The following is a 13,269-nucleotide window of genomic DNA, read 5'->3' on the forward strand; positions in this document are numbered from 1 at the left end:
TGTCAAGGCGCCCCGGCGGAGGCGGGCTGCACCGGATGAGCTATGGGACGGTCAAGGGCCCGGTACTGGATCGCCTCGGCGACGTGCGCTGGCCCGATCTCCTCCGCGCCCTCCAGGTCGGCGATGGTGCGGGCCACGCGCAGGATGCGGTCATAGGCGCGGGCGCTGAGGTGCAGTCGTTCCAGTGCGTGGCGCAGCAGCGCCGCGGCCCGGTCCTCCAGCGCGCAATAACGGCGCAGGTGGCGGCCGGCCAGGAGTGCATTGCACCCTACGCGGGTGCGGGGAAAGCGCTCCCGCTGTCGCGCGCGGGCCGCCACCACCTGCTCCCGCAGCGCCGCCGAGGGCTCCCCCACTGGTGCCCCCGCCACCTCCGCGGGGGAAAGCCGCGGCACTTCCACGTGCAGGTCGAACCGGTCCAGCAGCGGGCCGGAGATGCGGCTGCGGTAGCGCTGCAGCTGCGCCGGGGTGCAGGCGCAGATGCGCTGCGGGTCGCCGAAGTGCCCGCAGGGACAGGGGTTCATGGCGGCCGCCAGCATGAAGCGCGCCGGGAGAACCACCGTGGCCTGCACGCGGGCGATGGTGACCGTACCCTCCTCCAGCGGCTGGCGCAGCACCTCCAGCACGTCGCGGTGGAACTCCGCAAGCTCGTCCAGGAAGAGGACGCCGTGATGCGCCAGGGTGATCTCTCCGGGGCGGGGAACCGAACCGCCGCCCACCAGGGCGTTGCGGCTGGCGCTGTGGTGCGGGGCGCGGAACGGGCGCAGGCGCAACAGACCGGACCCCGGGGGGACCAGGCCGGCCACGCTGTGGATCTTGGTCACCTCCAGGGCCTCCTGGTCGTCCAGCGGCGGCAGGATCGTGGGAAGGCGCCGGGCCAGCATGGTTTTCCCGCCGCCCGGCGGGCCTATCAGCAGCACGTGGTGGCCTCCGGCGGCGGCCACCAGCAGGGCGCGCTTGGCATGGGACTGACCCTTCACCTCCGCGAAGTCTACCTGGTCGCGGAGGTCGGGCGACGCCGCCGGTGGCCCGACCCCCCGGGGCGGGCGCGCGCCCTCCACCACCTGCACCGCCTCCACCAGGCTGCTCACGGGAACAACCGCAGGCCCGGCCACCGCCGCGGCTTCGGCGGCATTGTCCTGCGGGACCAGGAGACACCGCGCGCCCAGGTCCCGCGCCAGGAGAGCGACCGCCAGAACTCCCGGCACTGACCGTACCCGGCCATCCAGGGCCAGCTCCCCCACCACCACAGCTCCCTCCAGCGCACCGCGCTGGAGCTGCCCGGTGGCCAGCAGCAGCCCCAGGGCGATGGGCAGGTCGTAGGCCGCCCCCTCCTTGCGCACATCGGCAGGTGCCAGGTTCACCAGGATGCGCCGCGGGGGCACCTCGCGGTGCGAGTTCTTCACCGCGGCCCGTACGCGCTCTTTGGCATCCTGCTCGCTGCTGTCGGCCAGCCCGGCAATGGCGAAGGCGGGCAGTCCGGAGGATACGTCGACCTCCACGTCTACCGGGATCGCATCGACCCCCACCAGAGCGGCGCTCTGCACCCGTGCCAGCATCTCTCCCGCTGATATCGGCCGGAGGCAGGCAGCTTTTCGGAGGAATGCTGCCGGCGGCAGCGAAAGCTAGTCATGCCGCAGGCAACGAGTCCTCCATGCCACAGGGAGGATTCTTCGTGGTGTTAACAGGGAGGGAGCAATCCATGCGCAGTACTCGTCGCAAGGTAGCCCTGTGGGCGTTTCTGGTGACAGGCGCGCTGAGCCTGGCTTCGCCGGTGGCCTCCGGTGCACCAGCCAACCTCACCTGGAAGGGCGACCCGCAGGCGGTGGCCGAGGTGCAGGCTGCCTTCCAGAAGTTCGCCGCTGCCCGGACGTGGCGGGCGCGCATGACCTCCGGCGACAGCACCACCACTACGGCGTTCGTGGCCCCTGACCGTTTTCACATGACCATCGTCCAGGGCAAGGAGACCACGGAGATGTTCCTTGTCGGCCGGGAGGTGTGGATGAAGTCCGGTGGCACCTGCCAGAAACTGCCCGCGGCCCCTCCGGTGAAGACCCCCAAAGAGATGATCGAGCACGGCGGCGCAGCGACGACCATCACCGTGACCAGAGCCGGCCGGGAGGCCGTCGGGGGGACCCCCACGCAGACCTACCTGCTGACGGTAGAGAGCCGTGGCACCACGGCGCGGCAAAAGCTCTATGTGGCCACGACCAGCGGGCTGCCCCGCCGCCTGGAGATCCAGGAGACACCGCCGGCGACCATCGACTACTTCGACTTCGGCGCGTCCATTACCATCAACAGCCCGCCCTGCTGAGGGTTATCTGGCTACTCCATCGCCCGCAGCACCGCCTCCAGCTGGAAGAGGGATGTAACCCTAGGGCCGCTCCAGGCGGACTCCTGCGGCTCGTCGTCGGCGCGCCGCAACCAGACGCCGCGCATGCCCACCGCCAGCGCCGGCAGCAGGTCCCGGGCCACGTGGTCGCCCACGACCACCATATTGCCGGGGGGCACGCCGGCCACCCGGCGCACAGCCTGGTAAAAGGCCGGATCGGGCTTGGCCACTCCCACCTCGGCGGAGACCACCACGAAGGCAAAGAGGTCGGCCAGCCCTGCGCGGCGCAGCTTCCTGCGCTGCACCGCACCGATTCCGTTGGTGGCCACGCCCAGACGGTAGTCTGCCGCCAGCGCGCGCAGCGCCTCTGCGTCCTCATAGGGGACGAGCAGCTCGTCCACGTAGCCGACGTAGCGCTGGTAGAGGCGCGCCGCCTCCCCCTCGTCCACACCCAGATCAGCGGCGACCGCCGCGGTTGCTTCCCGCGTCACCGCCTCCAGGTCGAGCCGGCCCGTCCAGATGTCGTCGGCGCGCCCGTACCAGACGCGCCGCACAGCGTGCGCGAACGCTTCCCGGTCGAGGGGCTCGGTGGCGGCCAGGCGCTGCACAGCTCCGCGCACAGCCGCCTGCCAGCGCACCAGCGTGTCGTCCAGGTCGAAGACGACGACTCCGGGCATGACAGGACCTCTTGCGGGCATCTGCATGGAGCTTCTCCACTCCGCCTGCCAGCCCTTGCCACACCAAGACTAGCTCCAGGCGGCCGTGGGCACACCAGAGATGGGATCGGGCGGGGAGGAGGGTTGTGGACGCCACGACCTCTGGAACGGAAGGCCGCGCGCTTGGGGCGCAGGCGCGCCCCGAGATCGCCTTCCTGCTGCTGGATGGCCTGCGCCGCACCCGACCCGGCGCCCCCACGGAGACGGTCCTCTGTGCCCTGGGCCTGTCGCCCGAAGGGACGCCCTACCCGCTAGCCCTGCGGGTGGCCCCCCGGGAGGACGAGCGGGCCTGGCGGGCGGTGCTGCGGGACCTGCGGGCCGATGGCATCGGGCCCGAGCTGCGGCTGATATGCTGCGACGGGCACCCGGCTCTGGTCAAGGCCATACACGCCTTCTACCCCGAGATCCCCCTGCAGATCAGCGTCGCCCACAGGCTGCTGGCACTGAGCCGCAAGGTCGACCCGCGCTGGCGCGCCACCTGTCTGGCCGAGGCGCGGCGGATCTTTGCGGCGCCACACCGCTCCGCGGCAGTGGCTCTCTTTCGCGAGTGGCACGCCCGCTGGCTGCGCCAGGGCCAGTTCGCCGTGCGCAGCCTGGAGGCGGACCTGGCGTCGTGCCTGGCCTTCTACCGGTTTCCGTCCCACCTGTGGAGCCGGATCCGCACGGCCAACCTGGTGGAGCGGGTGTTTCGGGAAGCCCGGCGCCAGGCCCTCCCGGCGCTCCCGGCTGCGGACGAGGAGGAAGGCGCCGATGTCGCCGGACCCGTCGCGGGCGAGGGCCCTCCCCCAGGCGAGGGCTCGCCTCTCTGGAGCGACCGCCTGACCTCCGCCTCCGCCCACTGGGACGCCATGCCCGGGCCGGCCCCATCCGCCGCCCCTGCCGCCGGGATGGAGCTAGTCGCAGCGTTGCTTCCCGCGCCTCCTGCGGCCCCACCTCTGCGGGAAGCCCCTCCTGGCCCGCCCCTGGAAGCTTCCCTCCCTGCAGAGCCGCCAAAAGGGGAGGGGCAGGCGCATGCCTCGGAACGAGCCGAGGATTCGGCCACCGCGCCCGGCGAACCCGAGGCCTCCCACCTCTTCGCCGACGAGGGATTCGCGCAGTGGTTGCAGGCCGAGGAGAGACGGCGAATGCTAGTGAGGGTGGCTGCACTGGCAACCTCGGCCGCCGGCCTGATCAGCGGTCTCCTCTTATCCCTGGCCCGGTAGCATCTCTGCCCGGTATAAGGCCCGTATGCGGCGGATCGGGCAAAGCGTGAAGACAGAGGACTCGCCCGGATGTGACAGGCTGATCCGTCTCACCAGGCCTCTTCAGCGAAGGCATCCCGCAGCAGCGCCACGCGGACCCGTCCCGGGGCCACCGTCAGGCTGACCACGTCGAACCGACAGGCCCGCTCCGTCAGCCCATGCACGGCCAGGAAGTAGCGCGCCAGGCGGAGCAGGCGGCGGCGCTTGCCCGGCCCCACCGCCTCCGCCGCGCTCCCCGCTTTAGACCCCCGACGCGTCTTCACCTCCACGAAGACCACCACGTCACCCTCCTCGGCCACCAGGTCCAGCTCCCCCAGCGGGCAGCGGTAGTTGCGGGCGAGGATACGCCACCCACGGCGGCGCAGAACCTCCGCCGCCACCTCCTCTCCCCGCCGTCCCAGCGCCCGCCGCGCCCGGGTCACAGCAGGAAGATCGACCGGCCAACCGGCCGGTTCCGGGGGGTGCCGGGGGAAGCAGGGTGGGGGAGATGATCAGGTCGGAGAATCGAACAGGGCCTGCTGCCAGAACCGCAGCGGCAGGAAGGAGCGGCGGTGCGCCGGGGAGCAGCCGTAGCGGCGGAGGGCTGCCAGGTGCGCCGGTGTGGCGTAGCCCTTATGTCGGGCAAAACCGAACTGAGGGTATCGAGCGTCCAGGTCGCACATCACCCGGTCACGGGTCACCTTGGCCACGATGGAGGCGGCGGCGATAACGGCGCAGCGGGCATCGCCGCCCACGATGGCCACCTGCGCAAGGTCCAGGTCCACGCGGTAGCGGCCGTCGACCAGCAGGAGGTCGGGACGGGGACTAAGCTGCGTCACGGCGCGGCGCCAGGCCAGGCGGGTCGCCTGCAGCACGTTCAGCCGGTCGATCTCAGCGGGGGTAGCCAGGCCGATGCCCACACGCGCGCCGCTGGCCAGGATGGCTTCGAAGAGCCGCCCTCGCTCCCGGGGCGAAAGGGCCTTGGAATCGTCGAGCCCGGGCAGCGCCGCCTCCTCCGGCAGCATTACCGCCGCGGCCACCACCGGACCCGCCAGCGGACCGACGCCCGCCTCGTCCACCCCGGCGATGTGCGTGTAGCCCTGGGCGCGCCACGCGCGCTCCAGGGCCAGGAGGTCCTCCAGGCGCTGCCGCTCCCGTTGCAGCCTCAGGTGGGCCTGCGGCGGGGCATCTAGTGCACCAGCCCCGCGCGCTGCGGCGGCCAGTAGATGAGGAGGGCCTTGCCCACCACGTTCTGCACCGGGACGAACCCGAAGAAGCGGCTGTCTTCGCTGTTGCACCGGTTATCCCCCAGGACGAAGTACTGCCCCGCAGGCACGCGCTTCGGCCCGTAGCTGCTGGTGCAGGCGCGCTCACCGCCCGGCAGCGGCGTCGGATAGAGCTCGCTCAAGGGTTTCCCGTTAATCAGCACCAGACCCTCCCGCAGCTCCACGGTCTCACCGGGGAGGGCCACCACCCGCTTGACGAAGTCGCGGGTCGGGCTGAGGGGAAAGCGAAACACGACAATATCGCCGCGGCGGATGGGGCCCAGGCGGTAGGAGAACTTGCCCACCAGGATGCGGTCCCCCACCCGCAGCGTCGGCTCCATGGAGCCGGAGGGGATGTAGAAGGCCTGCACGACGAAGGTGATGATGACCAGGCTGAGGACGGCGGCAAAGATACTGGCGTCGAGGGTCTCCAGGACGGAGCGGCGCCAGCCGGGTGGCAGCAGCCCCTGGCGGGAGACCAGGAGGCGCACCGCCAGCAGCCCGGCCCCCAGCAGGAGGATCAGGGTGGGGATGGTAAGCGGCGGACGACTGAACGAGTCCAGTGCCATGGAGCTTCAGGCCCCGTCCGTCAGGTGGGCAACCGCAACGGGAGCGAGGTGTGCTGTGGGGAGACCAGAGATTACCGCTGCTCCTTGATCCGGGCCGCCTTGCCCACCTTCCCCCGCAGGAAGTAGAGCTTGGCCCGTCGCGCCTTGCCCCGCCGCACCAGGTCGATCCGCTCCACTCGCGGGGAGTGCAGGGGGAAGGTACGCTCCACCCCAATGCCGTGGCTCACCCGCCGCACGGTGAAGGTCTCCCGACGGCCGCCCCCCTTGCGGGCGATGACCACGCCCTCGAACGCCTGCACGCGCTCCCGGCCGCCCTCGCTGACCTTGATGTGTACCCGCACCGTGTCCCCGGGCGCAAACGTCGGCACCTCGGCCCGCAACCCTTCCCGGTCTACCGTGGCCAGCCTGTCCATCAGTCCTCACCCTTCGCTGCACGTCACCGACGTGCCATTATACCTCTTCCCGATCGATCTCCTCCAACAGGCGGCGGTACTCTTCGGACAGCGCCGCCCACTGCAGAAGGTCGGGACGGCGGCTCCGCGTCCGCCGCAGCTGTTCCTTGCGCCGCCAGCGGCGGATCGCCTCGTGGTGCCCCGAGAGCAGGACCTGCGGGACCCGCATGCCGCGGAACTCCGGGGGGCGGGTGTAGTGAGGGAAGTCCAGCAGGCCGGCGCTGAAGGACTCCTCGGCCACCGACTGCTGGTCGCCCACCACGCCGGGGACCAGCCGGGCCAGCCCTTCCACGATGACCATCGCCGGCAGCTCCCCCCCGGAGAGGACGTAGTCGCCGATAGAGACTTCCTCCGCGCCCAACCCCTCCACCACCCGCTCGTCCACCCCTTCGTAGCGTCCGCAGAGGATGACCACCTGCGGGGCACGGGCCAGCTCCGCCAGCAGGGCCTGAGTCAGCAGCCGCCCCTGGGGCGACGGCAGGAGGATGCGCGGCGTCTCCCCGCTCTGGCGGCGGATAGCCTCCACCGCCGCGTAGAATGGCTCCACCTTCATTACCATCCCCGGGCCGCCCCCGTAAGGGACGTCGTCCACCTGCCGATGGCGGTCCGTGGTGAAGTCCCGCAGGTCGTGCACGTAGACCTGCAGCAGACCCCGCTCCCGCGCCCGTCCCACCACCCCCACCTGCAGGGGGGTGAAGGCCTGGGGAAAGATGGTGACGATATCGATGCGCACCGTCTACTCCCCGGAAACTCGCGGCCGCGAATTCCTGGTGACCCCGCAACGCAGTAGGTGGAAGTTCCCGGCCATGGACCTACAGCAGCCCCTCCGGGAGGACCACCACCATTTCGCCCCGCTCCAGGTCCACCGCACGCACCACCTCCCGCGTCGCCGGGACGAACACCTCCCCCGCCTCCCCGGCCACGCGGTACACGTCATGCGCCGCGGTGCGCAGCACCTCGGTCACCGTACCCAGCACCTCGCCGGATGGGGTGCGCACGCGCAGCCCCAGCACCTCCACCAGGTAGTAGCTGTCCTGGGGCAGCGGCACGCGCTCCTCCCAGGGCACGGCCACGGCCCACCCCTGCAGCGCACGCGCCGCCTCCAGATCGTCCACCCCGGCCAGCTTCAGCAGGACCACCTCTCCCTGGTGTCGCACCGCCTCCACCGCCGCCTCTCGCGCGGTCGCTTCCCGCTGGTCCAGCAGCAGCACGCGCCGCAGGCGGGCAAACCGCTGGGGGAAGTCGGTCTCAGGGCGAACCTTGACCTCGCCGCGCACTCCATGCGGCCGGGTGATCCGGCCGATGATCAGCCTCGTCGGCGGGGCTGTCCCGGCCGGCATCTGGGATCACTCCTCCCGCACCTCGATGACGATGCCGTCCTTGACCACGATCTCCGTACGTCCCAGCTTCTGGAAGAGGTTGTCCCCCACCCGGATCTCGGTGAAGCTCTCCACCGTCCCCTGGGGGTACTCCGAGTTCAGCTGGAGCCCCTCCACCTCGCGCAACCGGGCCTGCAGCTCGGCGCGGGTGGCTTCCTGCCGCGCCCGCTCCAGCTCCAGCTGCTGCCGGATGGCCCGGGACTGGGGAGTGATCTGCCGCTCCAGCTCCGTGCGCCGGATCTGGGTGTCGATCTGGGCGATCAGCTCCTCCACCCGCGCCAGCGCCGACTGCAGCTCCTGGGTGTAGAGGCGCTTGAAGCTCTCCGTGACGATAGCCTTGATGACGACCGGACGCGAGATGGTGATGGCCATGCTTCCTGCTCCTCCGGGTGGTCTCTTTTCCCTAGCGGGCAATCTCCACGGTGACCCGCTGCCCGGCCCGCAGCGCGGCAGCCCTGACCACGGTGCGCAGCGCCCGGGCGACGCGGCCCTGCCGGCCGATCACCTTGCCCACATCCTCGGGGGCCACGCGCAGCTCCAGGCGCAGGCCGCGCTCGTCCTGCCGCACATGCACCTCTACCGCCTCGGGATGGTTGACCAGCTCCCGGGCGATGAACTCCACCAGGGCCTTCACGTCCGCGCGGGGGCCTTCTTCCGGTCCGTCCACTTCTGCCACACTCCGCTGCGCTGCAACAGCACCCGAGCGGCATCGGACGGGCGGGCGCCCTTGCGCAGCCACTCTATGGCCCGGGCCTCGTCCACCTTGATGGTGGAGGGATCGGTGGTGGGATTGTAGAACCCGATGGCCTCAATGTACTTGCCGCTGCGCGGCGCACGCGAGTCGGCCACCACCAGGCGGTAAAATGGCTTGTGCTTTCCCCCCAGGCGCATCAAACGGATCTTTACGGCCATGTCCAGCCTCCCCGGGGAAGGCGTCTAGCGCGCCTCCCCATGGCTTCTGCCTGCTTGACCAGCTGCCGGGCTTCCTCGAACTGTCGCAGCAACCGGTTCACCTCCTGCACCGTCACCCCCGAGCCCCGGGCGATGCGGCGCCGTCGGCTGGCGTTGATCACCGCCGGGTTGCGCCGCTCCTCCGGGGTCATGGAGTTGATCATGGCTTCGACGCGCGCCAGTTGCCGCTCGTCGACAGCCGCCTGGGCGCGCAGCCGCCCCAGACCGGGAATCAGCTCCAGGAGCTGGTCCACAGGGCCCATGGTGCGCAGCTGGCGCAACTGCTCCAGAAAATCCGAAAGCGTCCACTCGCCGCGGCGCAGCTTGCGCTCCAGCGCCTCTGCCGCCTCGGCGGTCATGGCCTCCTGGGCCTTCTCGACGAGGGTGAGGATGTCGCCCATGCCCAGGATGCGGGCAGCCATGCGCTCCGGATGGAACGGCTCCAGGGCTTCCACCCGCTCACCCACGCCGGCGAAAAGGATGGGCCGGCCGGTGACCGCCACCACCGAGAGCGCCGCCCCGCCGCGGGCGTCGCCGTCCAGCTTGGTCAGGATCAACCCGTCTATGCCCACCTGTGTCGCGAACTGCTCAGCCATGGTCACCGCGTCCTGACCGGTCATGGCGTCCAGGGTCAAAAGGACCTGGGCAGGCTGCACGGCGGCGCGCATCCGGGACAGCTCCTCCATCAACTCCCGGTCCAGGTGGAGGCGGCCGGCGGAGTCGATGATGACCACGTCGTGTCCGGCACGTCCCGCCTCCTGCAGTGCCCCCTGGGCCACGGCCACCGGGTCGACGGCTCCCATTTGAGTGAAGGTGGGCACCCCGGCCTGCCTGCCCACCACCTCCAGCTGGGCCACCGCTGCCGGGCGGCGCAGGTCGGTGGCCACCAGCAGAGGATGGCGGCCCCGCCGCTTTAGGTGGTGGGCCAGCTTGGCCGCGGTGGTGGTCTTGCCCGTGCCGTGCAGGCCCACCAGCATAAACACCGAAGGCGGCCTGGGGGCAAAGCGCAGCTCCCGCTGCGACCCGCCCAGCAGGCGGGTCAGCTCCTCGTGGACGATCTTGACCACCTGCTGGGCCGGGGAGAGGCTCTTCCAGATCTCCTGGCCCACCGCCCGCTGCCGCACGCTGGCCACGAAGTCGCGGGCCACGGCGAAGTGCACGTCCGCCTCCAGGAGGGCCAGCCGCACCTCGCGCAGCACGGCGTCCACGTCCTCCGCCTTGAGGTACCCGCGGCCGCTGAGGCGCCGAAAGATCTCCCCCAGCCGGGCCTGCAGCGTCTCAAACATCGGACCGCTCCCGGATGGCCTCGTACACGCGGAAGCCTCCGCCCCTGGCCACCTCCCGCACGTTGCCGAAGAGCGCGCCCACGTAACGCGCCAGGGTGCGCGCCCCCTGTGCTGTGCGAGCCACGAAGCGCAGGCGCCCCCCCGGCCGCAGCACCGCGTGCGCGCCGGCAACCAGGCGCAGCACTGCGGCCCGTCCGGCGCGGATCGGCGGGTTGGTCAGGACCAGGTCGAAGGCGATGCCGCGCACCGGCTCCACCCCGTCCCCCTGGTGCACCGTAACGTTATCCACCCGGTTGCGCGCAGCGTTCTCCCGCGCCAGGTCGGCGGCCCGTGCATTGATGTCCACCAGGTGAGCGTGGCCCCCTGGGGCCAGGGTGGCTGCCACCAGACCGATCACCCCGTAGCCGCACCCCAGGTCGAGGACCACGTCGTCCGGCCGCACCTCCATGGTCTCGACCAGCAGCCGGGTGCCGCGATCCACCCCGCGACCGGCGAAGACGGCACGGTCGGTGAGGAGGCGGAAGGTCCGCCCCCGCAGGGTGACGGCGACCTCACGCAGCCGGTGGCCCACCTGCGGCGCCGGGCTAAAGTAGTGGACGCTCACCGCAGGGCTCCGAAGCGGCGCCGCACCAGGCCCAGGTGCCGCTCCAGGCGCCGCAGCTCCCCCACCGCGCGCTGCAGGCTGTCGTACACTGCTTGGCGGGTGATCCGCAACCGCTGGGCGATCTCGCCCAGCGAGAGGTCGTCGTGGTAGTAGAGGCGCATCAGCCGCTGCTGCCTGGAGGTGAGCAGCCCGCCGTAGACATCGAAGAGGCGATTGATGTGCAGCCGATCTCCCAGCCGGTCGTCCAGCGCCGATCACCTGTGAAGTGATTTGCCTTTACGCAGTCTAGCGCCGGACGGGACCGCGGTCAAATCCGCTTCGCCTACTCGGCCGGGACCCCTGGTCAGCCCTGTGCCAGGTGATGCCCAGAACTGAGCCCTGCCTTTGCACGTGCGATCACACCCAAAGGTGGCAGGGCACGGCTGTAGAAGGCTACCCCGACCGCATGACGGTCAGGGGGAGGTGCACCTGTGCGCACGGCGTTGCTGGTGAACGGTGTGTGGGTCGTGCTGGCAGGCATCGCTCTGTTCTTCCCATCCATCGGTGCCGCCCTATTTGCCTATCCGACCAAGGACCCCGCCGTGACCTCCGGCTGGGGGAGCGCGCTCATCGTGATCGGTACGCTGGCCCTTCTGGCGTCCCAGGACGTGGAGCGGTACGGCCGCCTGGCCTGGGTCTTCGTGGGAGGCCTGGTGCTCGCGGCGGTGGACCTCCTCTATTTCTGGCTCACCGGCGCCTACACAGCACGCACGGCCCTGCCACCTACAGTCATCAATCTGGTGCTAGCCGTCTGGATCTGGACTTCTCGCCCACGAGCATAGGAGGGGTCGAGAGCACCGCGTCCCCCACAGACCGGATCCCCGATCGCCCGCGAGGACGAGGAAGCGGGCGGCCGTAGCGTTCGGCGATACCGGGCTACGCCCGCCGGAGGTTGCGCGCCCGTACGCTAGCGGGGCAGGAGGGCATCGACGAAGGTCTCGGGGTCGAACGGGGCGAGGTCGTTCAGGCCCTCCCCAATCCCCACGAACTTCACCGGGAGCTTGAGTTCGCGGCTGACGGCCAGCACGATGCCCCCTTTCGCCGTGCCGTCCAGCTTGGTCAGGACGATTCCGGTGACCTCGACCGCCTGGTGAAAGAGCCGGGCCTGGCTCAGGGCATTCTGCCCCGTGGAGGCGTCCAGCACCAGCAGCCGCTCCACCGTCGGGGGACCGTCCCGGGCGACGATCCGGTTCAGCTTGCGCAACTCCTCCATCAGGTTGACCCTGGTGTGCAGGCGGCCCGCGGTGTCCACGACCAGTACGTCCATCCCCCGCGCCCGCATGGCCGCCAGCCCGTCGAAAACCACGGCACCGGGATCGCCCCCCGGCTGGTGAGCCACCAGGTCCACCCCCACGCGGCGCGCCCAGATGGCCAGCTGGTCGATCCCCGCGGCGCGAAAGGTGTCGGCCGCAGCCAGCAGGACCCGGCGCCCCTGGCTCTGCAGCCGGTGCGCCAGCTTGGCGATGGTGGTGGTCTTGCCGCTGCCGTTGACGCCCAGGATCAGGACGACCGCGGGGGCGGGATCCAGGCGAAGGGGAACCGCCGGGCCGAGTAACTCCAGAAGGATGCGTCGCAGCGCCGCGCGCACGGCAGCGGGCGTGCGCAGCCCGCGCTCCTGCCGCAGCCGTCCGGTCACCTCCGCCGCCGTGGCCACGCCCACGTCGGCGCGTATCAGCGCCTCCTGCAGCGCGCTTATGGAGGCCTCGCCAGGGGCGCGGCCCACCAGCGCCTCCAGGCCCGCGCCCAGCTGCTCCCGCGTCCGGGCCAGCCCTTCCCGCAGTCGTTGCACCCACGAGCGCGCTTCGTACGCCATGATCCCCGGGGACCAGTCTAGTCCCTGTCTGCCCGCCGGAGAAACAGGGTATAGTGGATTCAACTCAGGGGAGGCCCACGGTGGCCCGATGGGCGCACCCGGGTGGAGGGATGAGCGTCATGCGTACCGTCGTCGCCATCGTGGCCGGCGCGCTCCTGGCGCTGGGGAGCGCGTCCTGGATCGCCGCACAGCCAGCACCACCGACCGCGATCGTCCCGGGCCGGGCGGTAGGTCCGTTCCGCGTGGGGATGCCGGTGGAGGAGGCACGCTCCATGATGGAGCAGTTCGGCCGGGTGGAGCCCCTGGAGGCGGAAGAGGCCCGCGGCTTCTGCAACCCCGAGCCCAACGCCGGCGTCTGCATCCTCGACCGGTATCGGCGCGTCGGTCTGGACACCCCCGGGCTCGTAGGTATGATCGTCACCGACGATCCGCGCTTCGTCACCGAACCGGGAGGCCACAAGGCCGGCGCCCCGCTGCTGGACTTCCTGCGCACCTTCGGCATTTACACGGCAAGCGCGGGCCCCGACCCCACAGAGGTGCGCTGGGATCCGCAGGGGCTGGTGGTCTTCGTCAGCACGAACCAGTCCGGCCTGGCCGCGGTCGCCATCGGCGTCTTCAGCGCGCGCTGAGATTCCCCGGACGTGCT

General features: G+C 70.9%; 19 protein-coding genes. 4 read left to right on the forward strand and 15 right to left on the reverse strand.

Annotated elements, in window-relative coordinates; translation table 11 throughout:
• Positions 1 to 2: 2 nt before the first annotated feature.
• Entirely contained in the window at positions 3 to 1,556 is a 1,554-nt protein-coding gene (locus QN152_04555; GenBank protein MDR7538788.1) for a YifB family Mg chelatase-like AAA ATPase, read from the reverse strand.
• Positions 1,557 to 1,699: 143 nt separating this feature from the next.
• Between QN152_04555 and QN152_04560 the strand changes: the two genes are divergently transcribed.
• On the forward strand, positions 1,700 to 2,311 hold the full coding sequence (locus QN152_04560; protein ID MDR7538789.1) for a hypothetical protein: 612 nt from the start codon (positions 1,700 to 1,702) through the stop codon (positions 2,309 to 2,311).
• An 11-nt stretch (positions 2,312 to 2,322) separates the two neighbouring features.
• Here the strand turns inward: QN152_04560 and QN152_04565 are convergent, their stop codons facing one another.
• Complete coding sequence (locus QN152_04565) at positions 2,323 to 3,006, reverse strand: HAD family hydrolase (protein ID MDR7538790.1); 684 nt, start codon at positions 3,004 to 3,006, stop codon at positions 2,323 to 2,325.
• A 125-nt stretch (positions 3,007 to 3,131) separates the two neighbouring features.
• Here QN152_04565 and QN152_04570 point away from each other — a divergent pair, with 125 nt between their 5' ends.
• On the forward strand, positions 3,132 to 4,247 hold the full coding sequence (locus tag QN152_04570; protein MDR7538791.1) for a transposase: 1,116 nt from the start codon (positions 3,132 to 3,134) through the stop codon (positions 4,245 to 4,247).
• Positions 4,248 to 4,336: 89 nt separating this feature from the next.
• On the opposite strand, the gene QN152_04575 is transcribed toward QN152_04570, so the two are convergent.
• The 12 genes from QN152_04575 to QN152_04630 form a co-directional block, all read right to left on the reverse strand.
• Positions 4,337 to 4,708: a YraN family protein gene (locus QN152_04575; protein MDR7538792.1), complete on the reverse strand. Its 372-nt coding sequence runs from the start codon at positions 4,706 to 4,708 to the stop codon at positions 4,337 to 4,339.
• A gap of 69 nt (positions 4,709 to 4,777) precedes the next feature.
• Positions 4,778 to 5,563 (reverse strand): ribonuclease HII, encoded by a 786-nt coding sequence (locus tag QN152_04580; GenBank protein ID MDR7538793.1) that lies wholly within the window; start codon positions 5,561 to 5,563, stop codon positions 4,778 to 4,780.
• Entirely contained in the window at positions 5,455 to 6,099 is a 645-nt protein-coding gene (gene lepB, locus QN152_04585) for a signal peptidase I (GenBank protein MDR7538794.1), read from the reverse strand. The genes QN152_04580 and lepB overlap by 109 nt, the downstream gene beginning before the upstream one ends.
• A 71-nt stretch (positions 6,100 to 6,170) precedes the next feature.
• Positions 6,171 to 6,512: a 50S ribosomal protein L19 gene (rplS, locus tag QN152_04590; GenBank protein MDR7538795.1), complete on the reverse strand. Its 342-nt coding sequence runs from the start codon at positions 6,510 to 6,512 to the stop codon at positions 6,171 to 6,173.
• Between the two features lie 37 nt (positions 6,513 to 6,549).
• On the reverse strand, positions 6,550 to 7,284 hold the full coding sequence (gene trmD / locus QN152_04595) for a tRNA (guanosine(37)-N1)-methyltransferase TrmD (GenBank protein ID MDR7538796.1): 735 nt from the start codon (positions 7,282 to 7,284) through the stop codon (positions 6,550 to 6,552).
• Positions 7,285 to 7,363: 79 nt separating this feature from the next.
• The gene (rimM, locus tag QN152_04600; GenBank protein MDR7538797.1) at positions 7,364 to 7,891 is read right to left on the reverse strand and encodes a ribosome maturation factor RimM; all 528 of its coding nucleotides are present in this window, start codon (positions 7,889 to 7,891) and stop codon (positions 7,364 to 7,366) included.
• Between the two features lie 6 nt (positions 7,892 to 7,897).
• Positions 7,898 to 8,302, reverse strand: coding sequence for a YlqD family protein (locus tag QN152_04605; protein MDR7538798.1), 405 nt, complete (start codon positions 8,300 to 8,302; stop codon positions 7,898 to 7,900).
• A 31-nt stretch (positions 8,303 to 8,333) separates the two neighbouring features.
• Positions 8,334 to 8,564, reverse strand: coding sequence for a KH domain-containing protein (locus QN152_04610; GenBank protein ID MDR7538799.1), 231 nt, complete (start codon positions 8,562 to 8,564; stop codon positions 8,334 to 8,336).
• On the reverse strand, positions 8,561 to 8,842 hold the full coding sequence (gene rpsP, locus QN152_04615; GenBank protein ID MDR7538800.1) for a 30S ribosomal protein S16: 282 nt from the start codon (positions 8,840 to 8,842) through the stop codon (positions 8,561 to 8,563). The genes QN152_04610 and rpsP overlap by 4 nt, the downstream gene beginning before the upstream one ends.
• Positions 8,833 to 10,167 carry a signal recognition particle protein gene (gene ffh, locus QN152_04620; protein ID MDR7538801.1) on the reverse strand — a complete coding sequence of 445 codons (1,335 nt, stop codon included), beginning with the start codon at positions 10,165 to 10,167 and terminating at the stop codon, positions 8,833 to 8,835. The genes rpsP and ffh overlap by 10 nt, the downstream gene beginning before the upstream one ends.
• The gene (locus QN152_04625) at positions 10,160 to 10,771 is read right to left on the reverse strand and encodes a methyltransferase (GenBank protein ID MDR7538802.1); all 612 of its coding nucleotides are present in this window, start codon (positions 10,769 to 10,771) and stop codon (positions 10,160 to 10,162) included. The genes ffh and QN152_04625 overlap by 8 nt, the downstream gene beginning before the upstream one ends.
• Entirely contained in the window at positions 10,768 to 11,019 is a 252-nt protein-coding gene (locus QN152_04630) for a sigma factor-like helix-turn-helix DNA-binding protein (GenBank protein MDR7538803.1), read from the reverse strand. Before QN152_04630 ends, QN152_04625 begins: the two co-directional genes overlap by 4 nt.
• A 222-nt stretch (positions 11,020 to 11,241) precedes the next feature.
• On the opposite strand from QN152_04630, the gene QN152_04635 reads away from it, so the two are divergent.
• A complete protein-coding gene (locus tag QN152_04635; protein ID MDR7538804.1) occupies positions 11,242 to 11,592 on the forward strand; it encodes a hypothetical protein in 351 nt (116 codons plus the stop codon).
• Between the two features lie 125 nt (positions 11,593 to 11,717).
• Here QN152_04635 and ftsY read toward each other — a convergent pair whose 3' ends face one another.
• Positions 11,718 to 12,623 carry a signal recognition particle-docking protein FtsY gene (ftsY, locus tag QN152_04640; GenBank protein MDR7538805.1) on the reverse strand — a complete coding sequence of 302 codons (906 nt, stop codon included), beginning with the start codon at positions 12,621 to 12,623 and terminating at the stop codon, positions 11,718 to 11,720.
• Between the two features lie 110 nt (positions 12,624 to 12,733).
• Here ftsY and QN152_04645 point away from each other — a divergent pair, with 110 nt between their 5' ends.
• The gene (locus tag QN152_04645; GenBank protein ID MDR7538806.1) at positions 12,734 to 13,252 is read left to right on the forward strand and encodes a hypothetical protein; all 519 of its coding nucleotides are present in this window, start codon (positions 12,734 to 12,736) and stop codon (positions 13,250 to 13,252) included.
• Positions 13,253 to 13,269 lie beyond the last annotated feature (17 nt).

It is taken from the genome of Armatimonadota bacterium, assembly GCA_031459715.1.
Taxonomy (GTDB): domain Bacteria; phylum Sysuimicrobiota; class Sysuimicrobiia; order Sysuimicrobiales; family Humicultoraceae; genus Humicultor; species Humicultor tengchongensis.

Coding starts and splice junctions, on each gene's coding strand:
- lepB (MDR7538794.1), bottom strand. CDS start 6,099: ATGGCACTGGACTCGTTCAGTCGTCCGCCGCTTACCATCCCCACCCTG.
- rplS (MDR7538795.1), bottom strand. CDS start 6,512: ATGGACAGGCTGGCCACGGTAGACCGGGAAGGGTTGCGGGCCGAGGTG.
- QN152_04605 (MDR7538798.1), bottom strand. CDS start 8,302: ATGGCCATCACCATCTCGCGTCCGGTCGTCATCAAGGCTATCGTCACG.
- QN152_04560 (MDR7538789.1), top strand. CDS start 1,700: ATGCGCAGTACTCGTCGCAAGGTAGCCCTGTGGGCGTTTCTGGTGACA.
- ftsY (MDR7538805.1), bottom strand. CDS start 12,623: ATGGCGTACGAAGCGCGCTCGTGGGTGCAACGACTGCGGGAAGGGCTG.
- rimM (MDR7538797.1), bottom strand. CDS start 7,891: ATGCCGGCCGGGACAGCCCCGCCGACGAGGCTGATCATCGGCCGGATC.
- ffh (MDR7538801.1), bottom strand. CDS start 10,167: ATGTTTGAGACGCTGCAGGCCCGGCTGGGGGAGATCTTTCGGCGCCTC.
- QN152_04565 (MDR7538790.1), bottom strand. CDS start 3,006: ATGCCCGGAGTCGTCGTCTTCGACCTGGACGACACGCTGGTGCGCTGG.
- rpsP (MDR7538800.1), bottom strand. CDS start 8,842: ATGGCCGTAAAGATCCGTTTGATGCGCCTGGGGGGAAAGCACAAGCCA.
- QN152_04645 (MDR7538806.1), top strand. CDS start 12,734: ATGAGCGTCATGCGTACCGTCGTCGCCATCGTGGCCGGCGCGCTCCTG.
- QN152_04555 (MDR7538788.1), bottom strand. CDS start 1,556: ATGCTGGCACGGGTGCAGAGCGCCGCTCTGGTGGGGGTCGATGCGATC.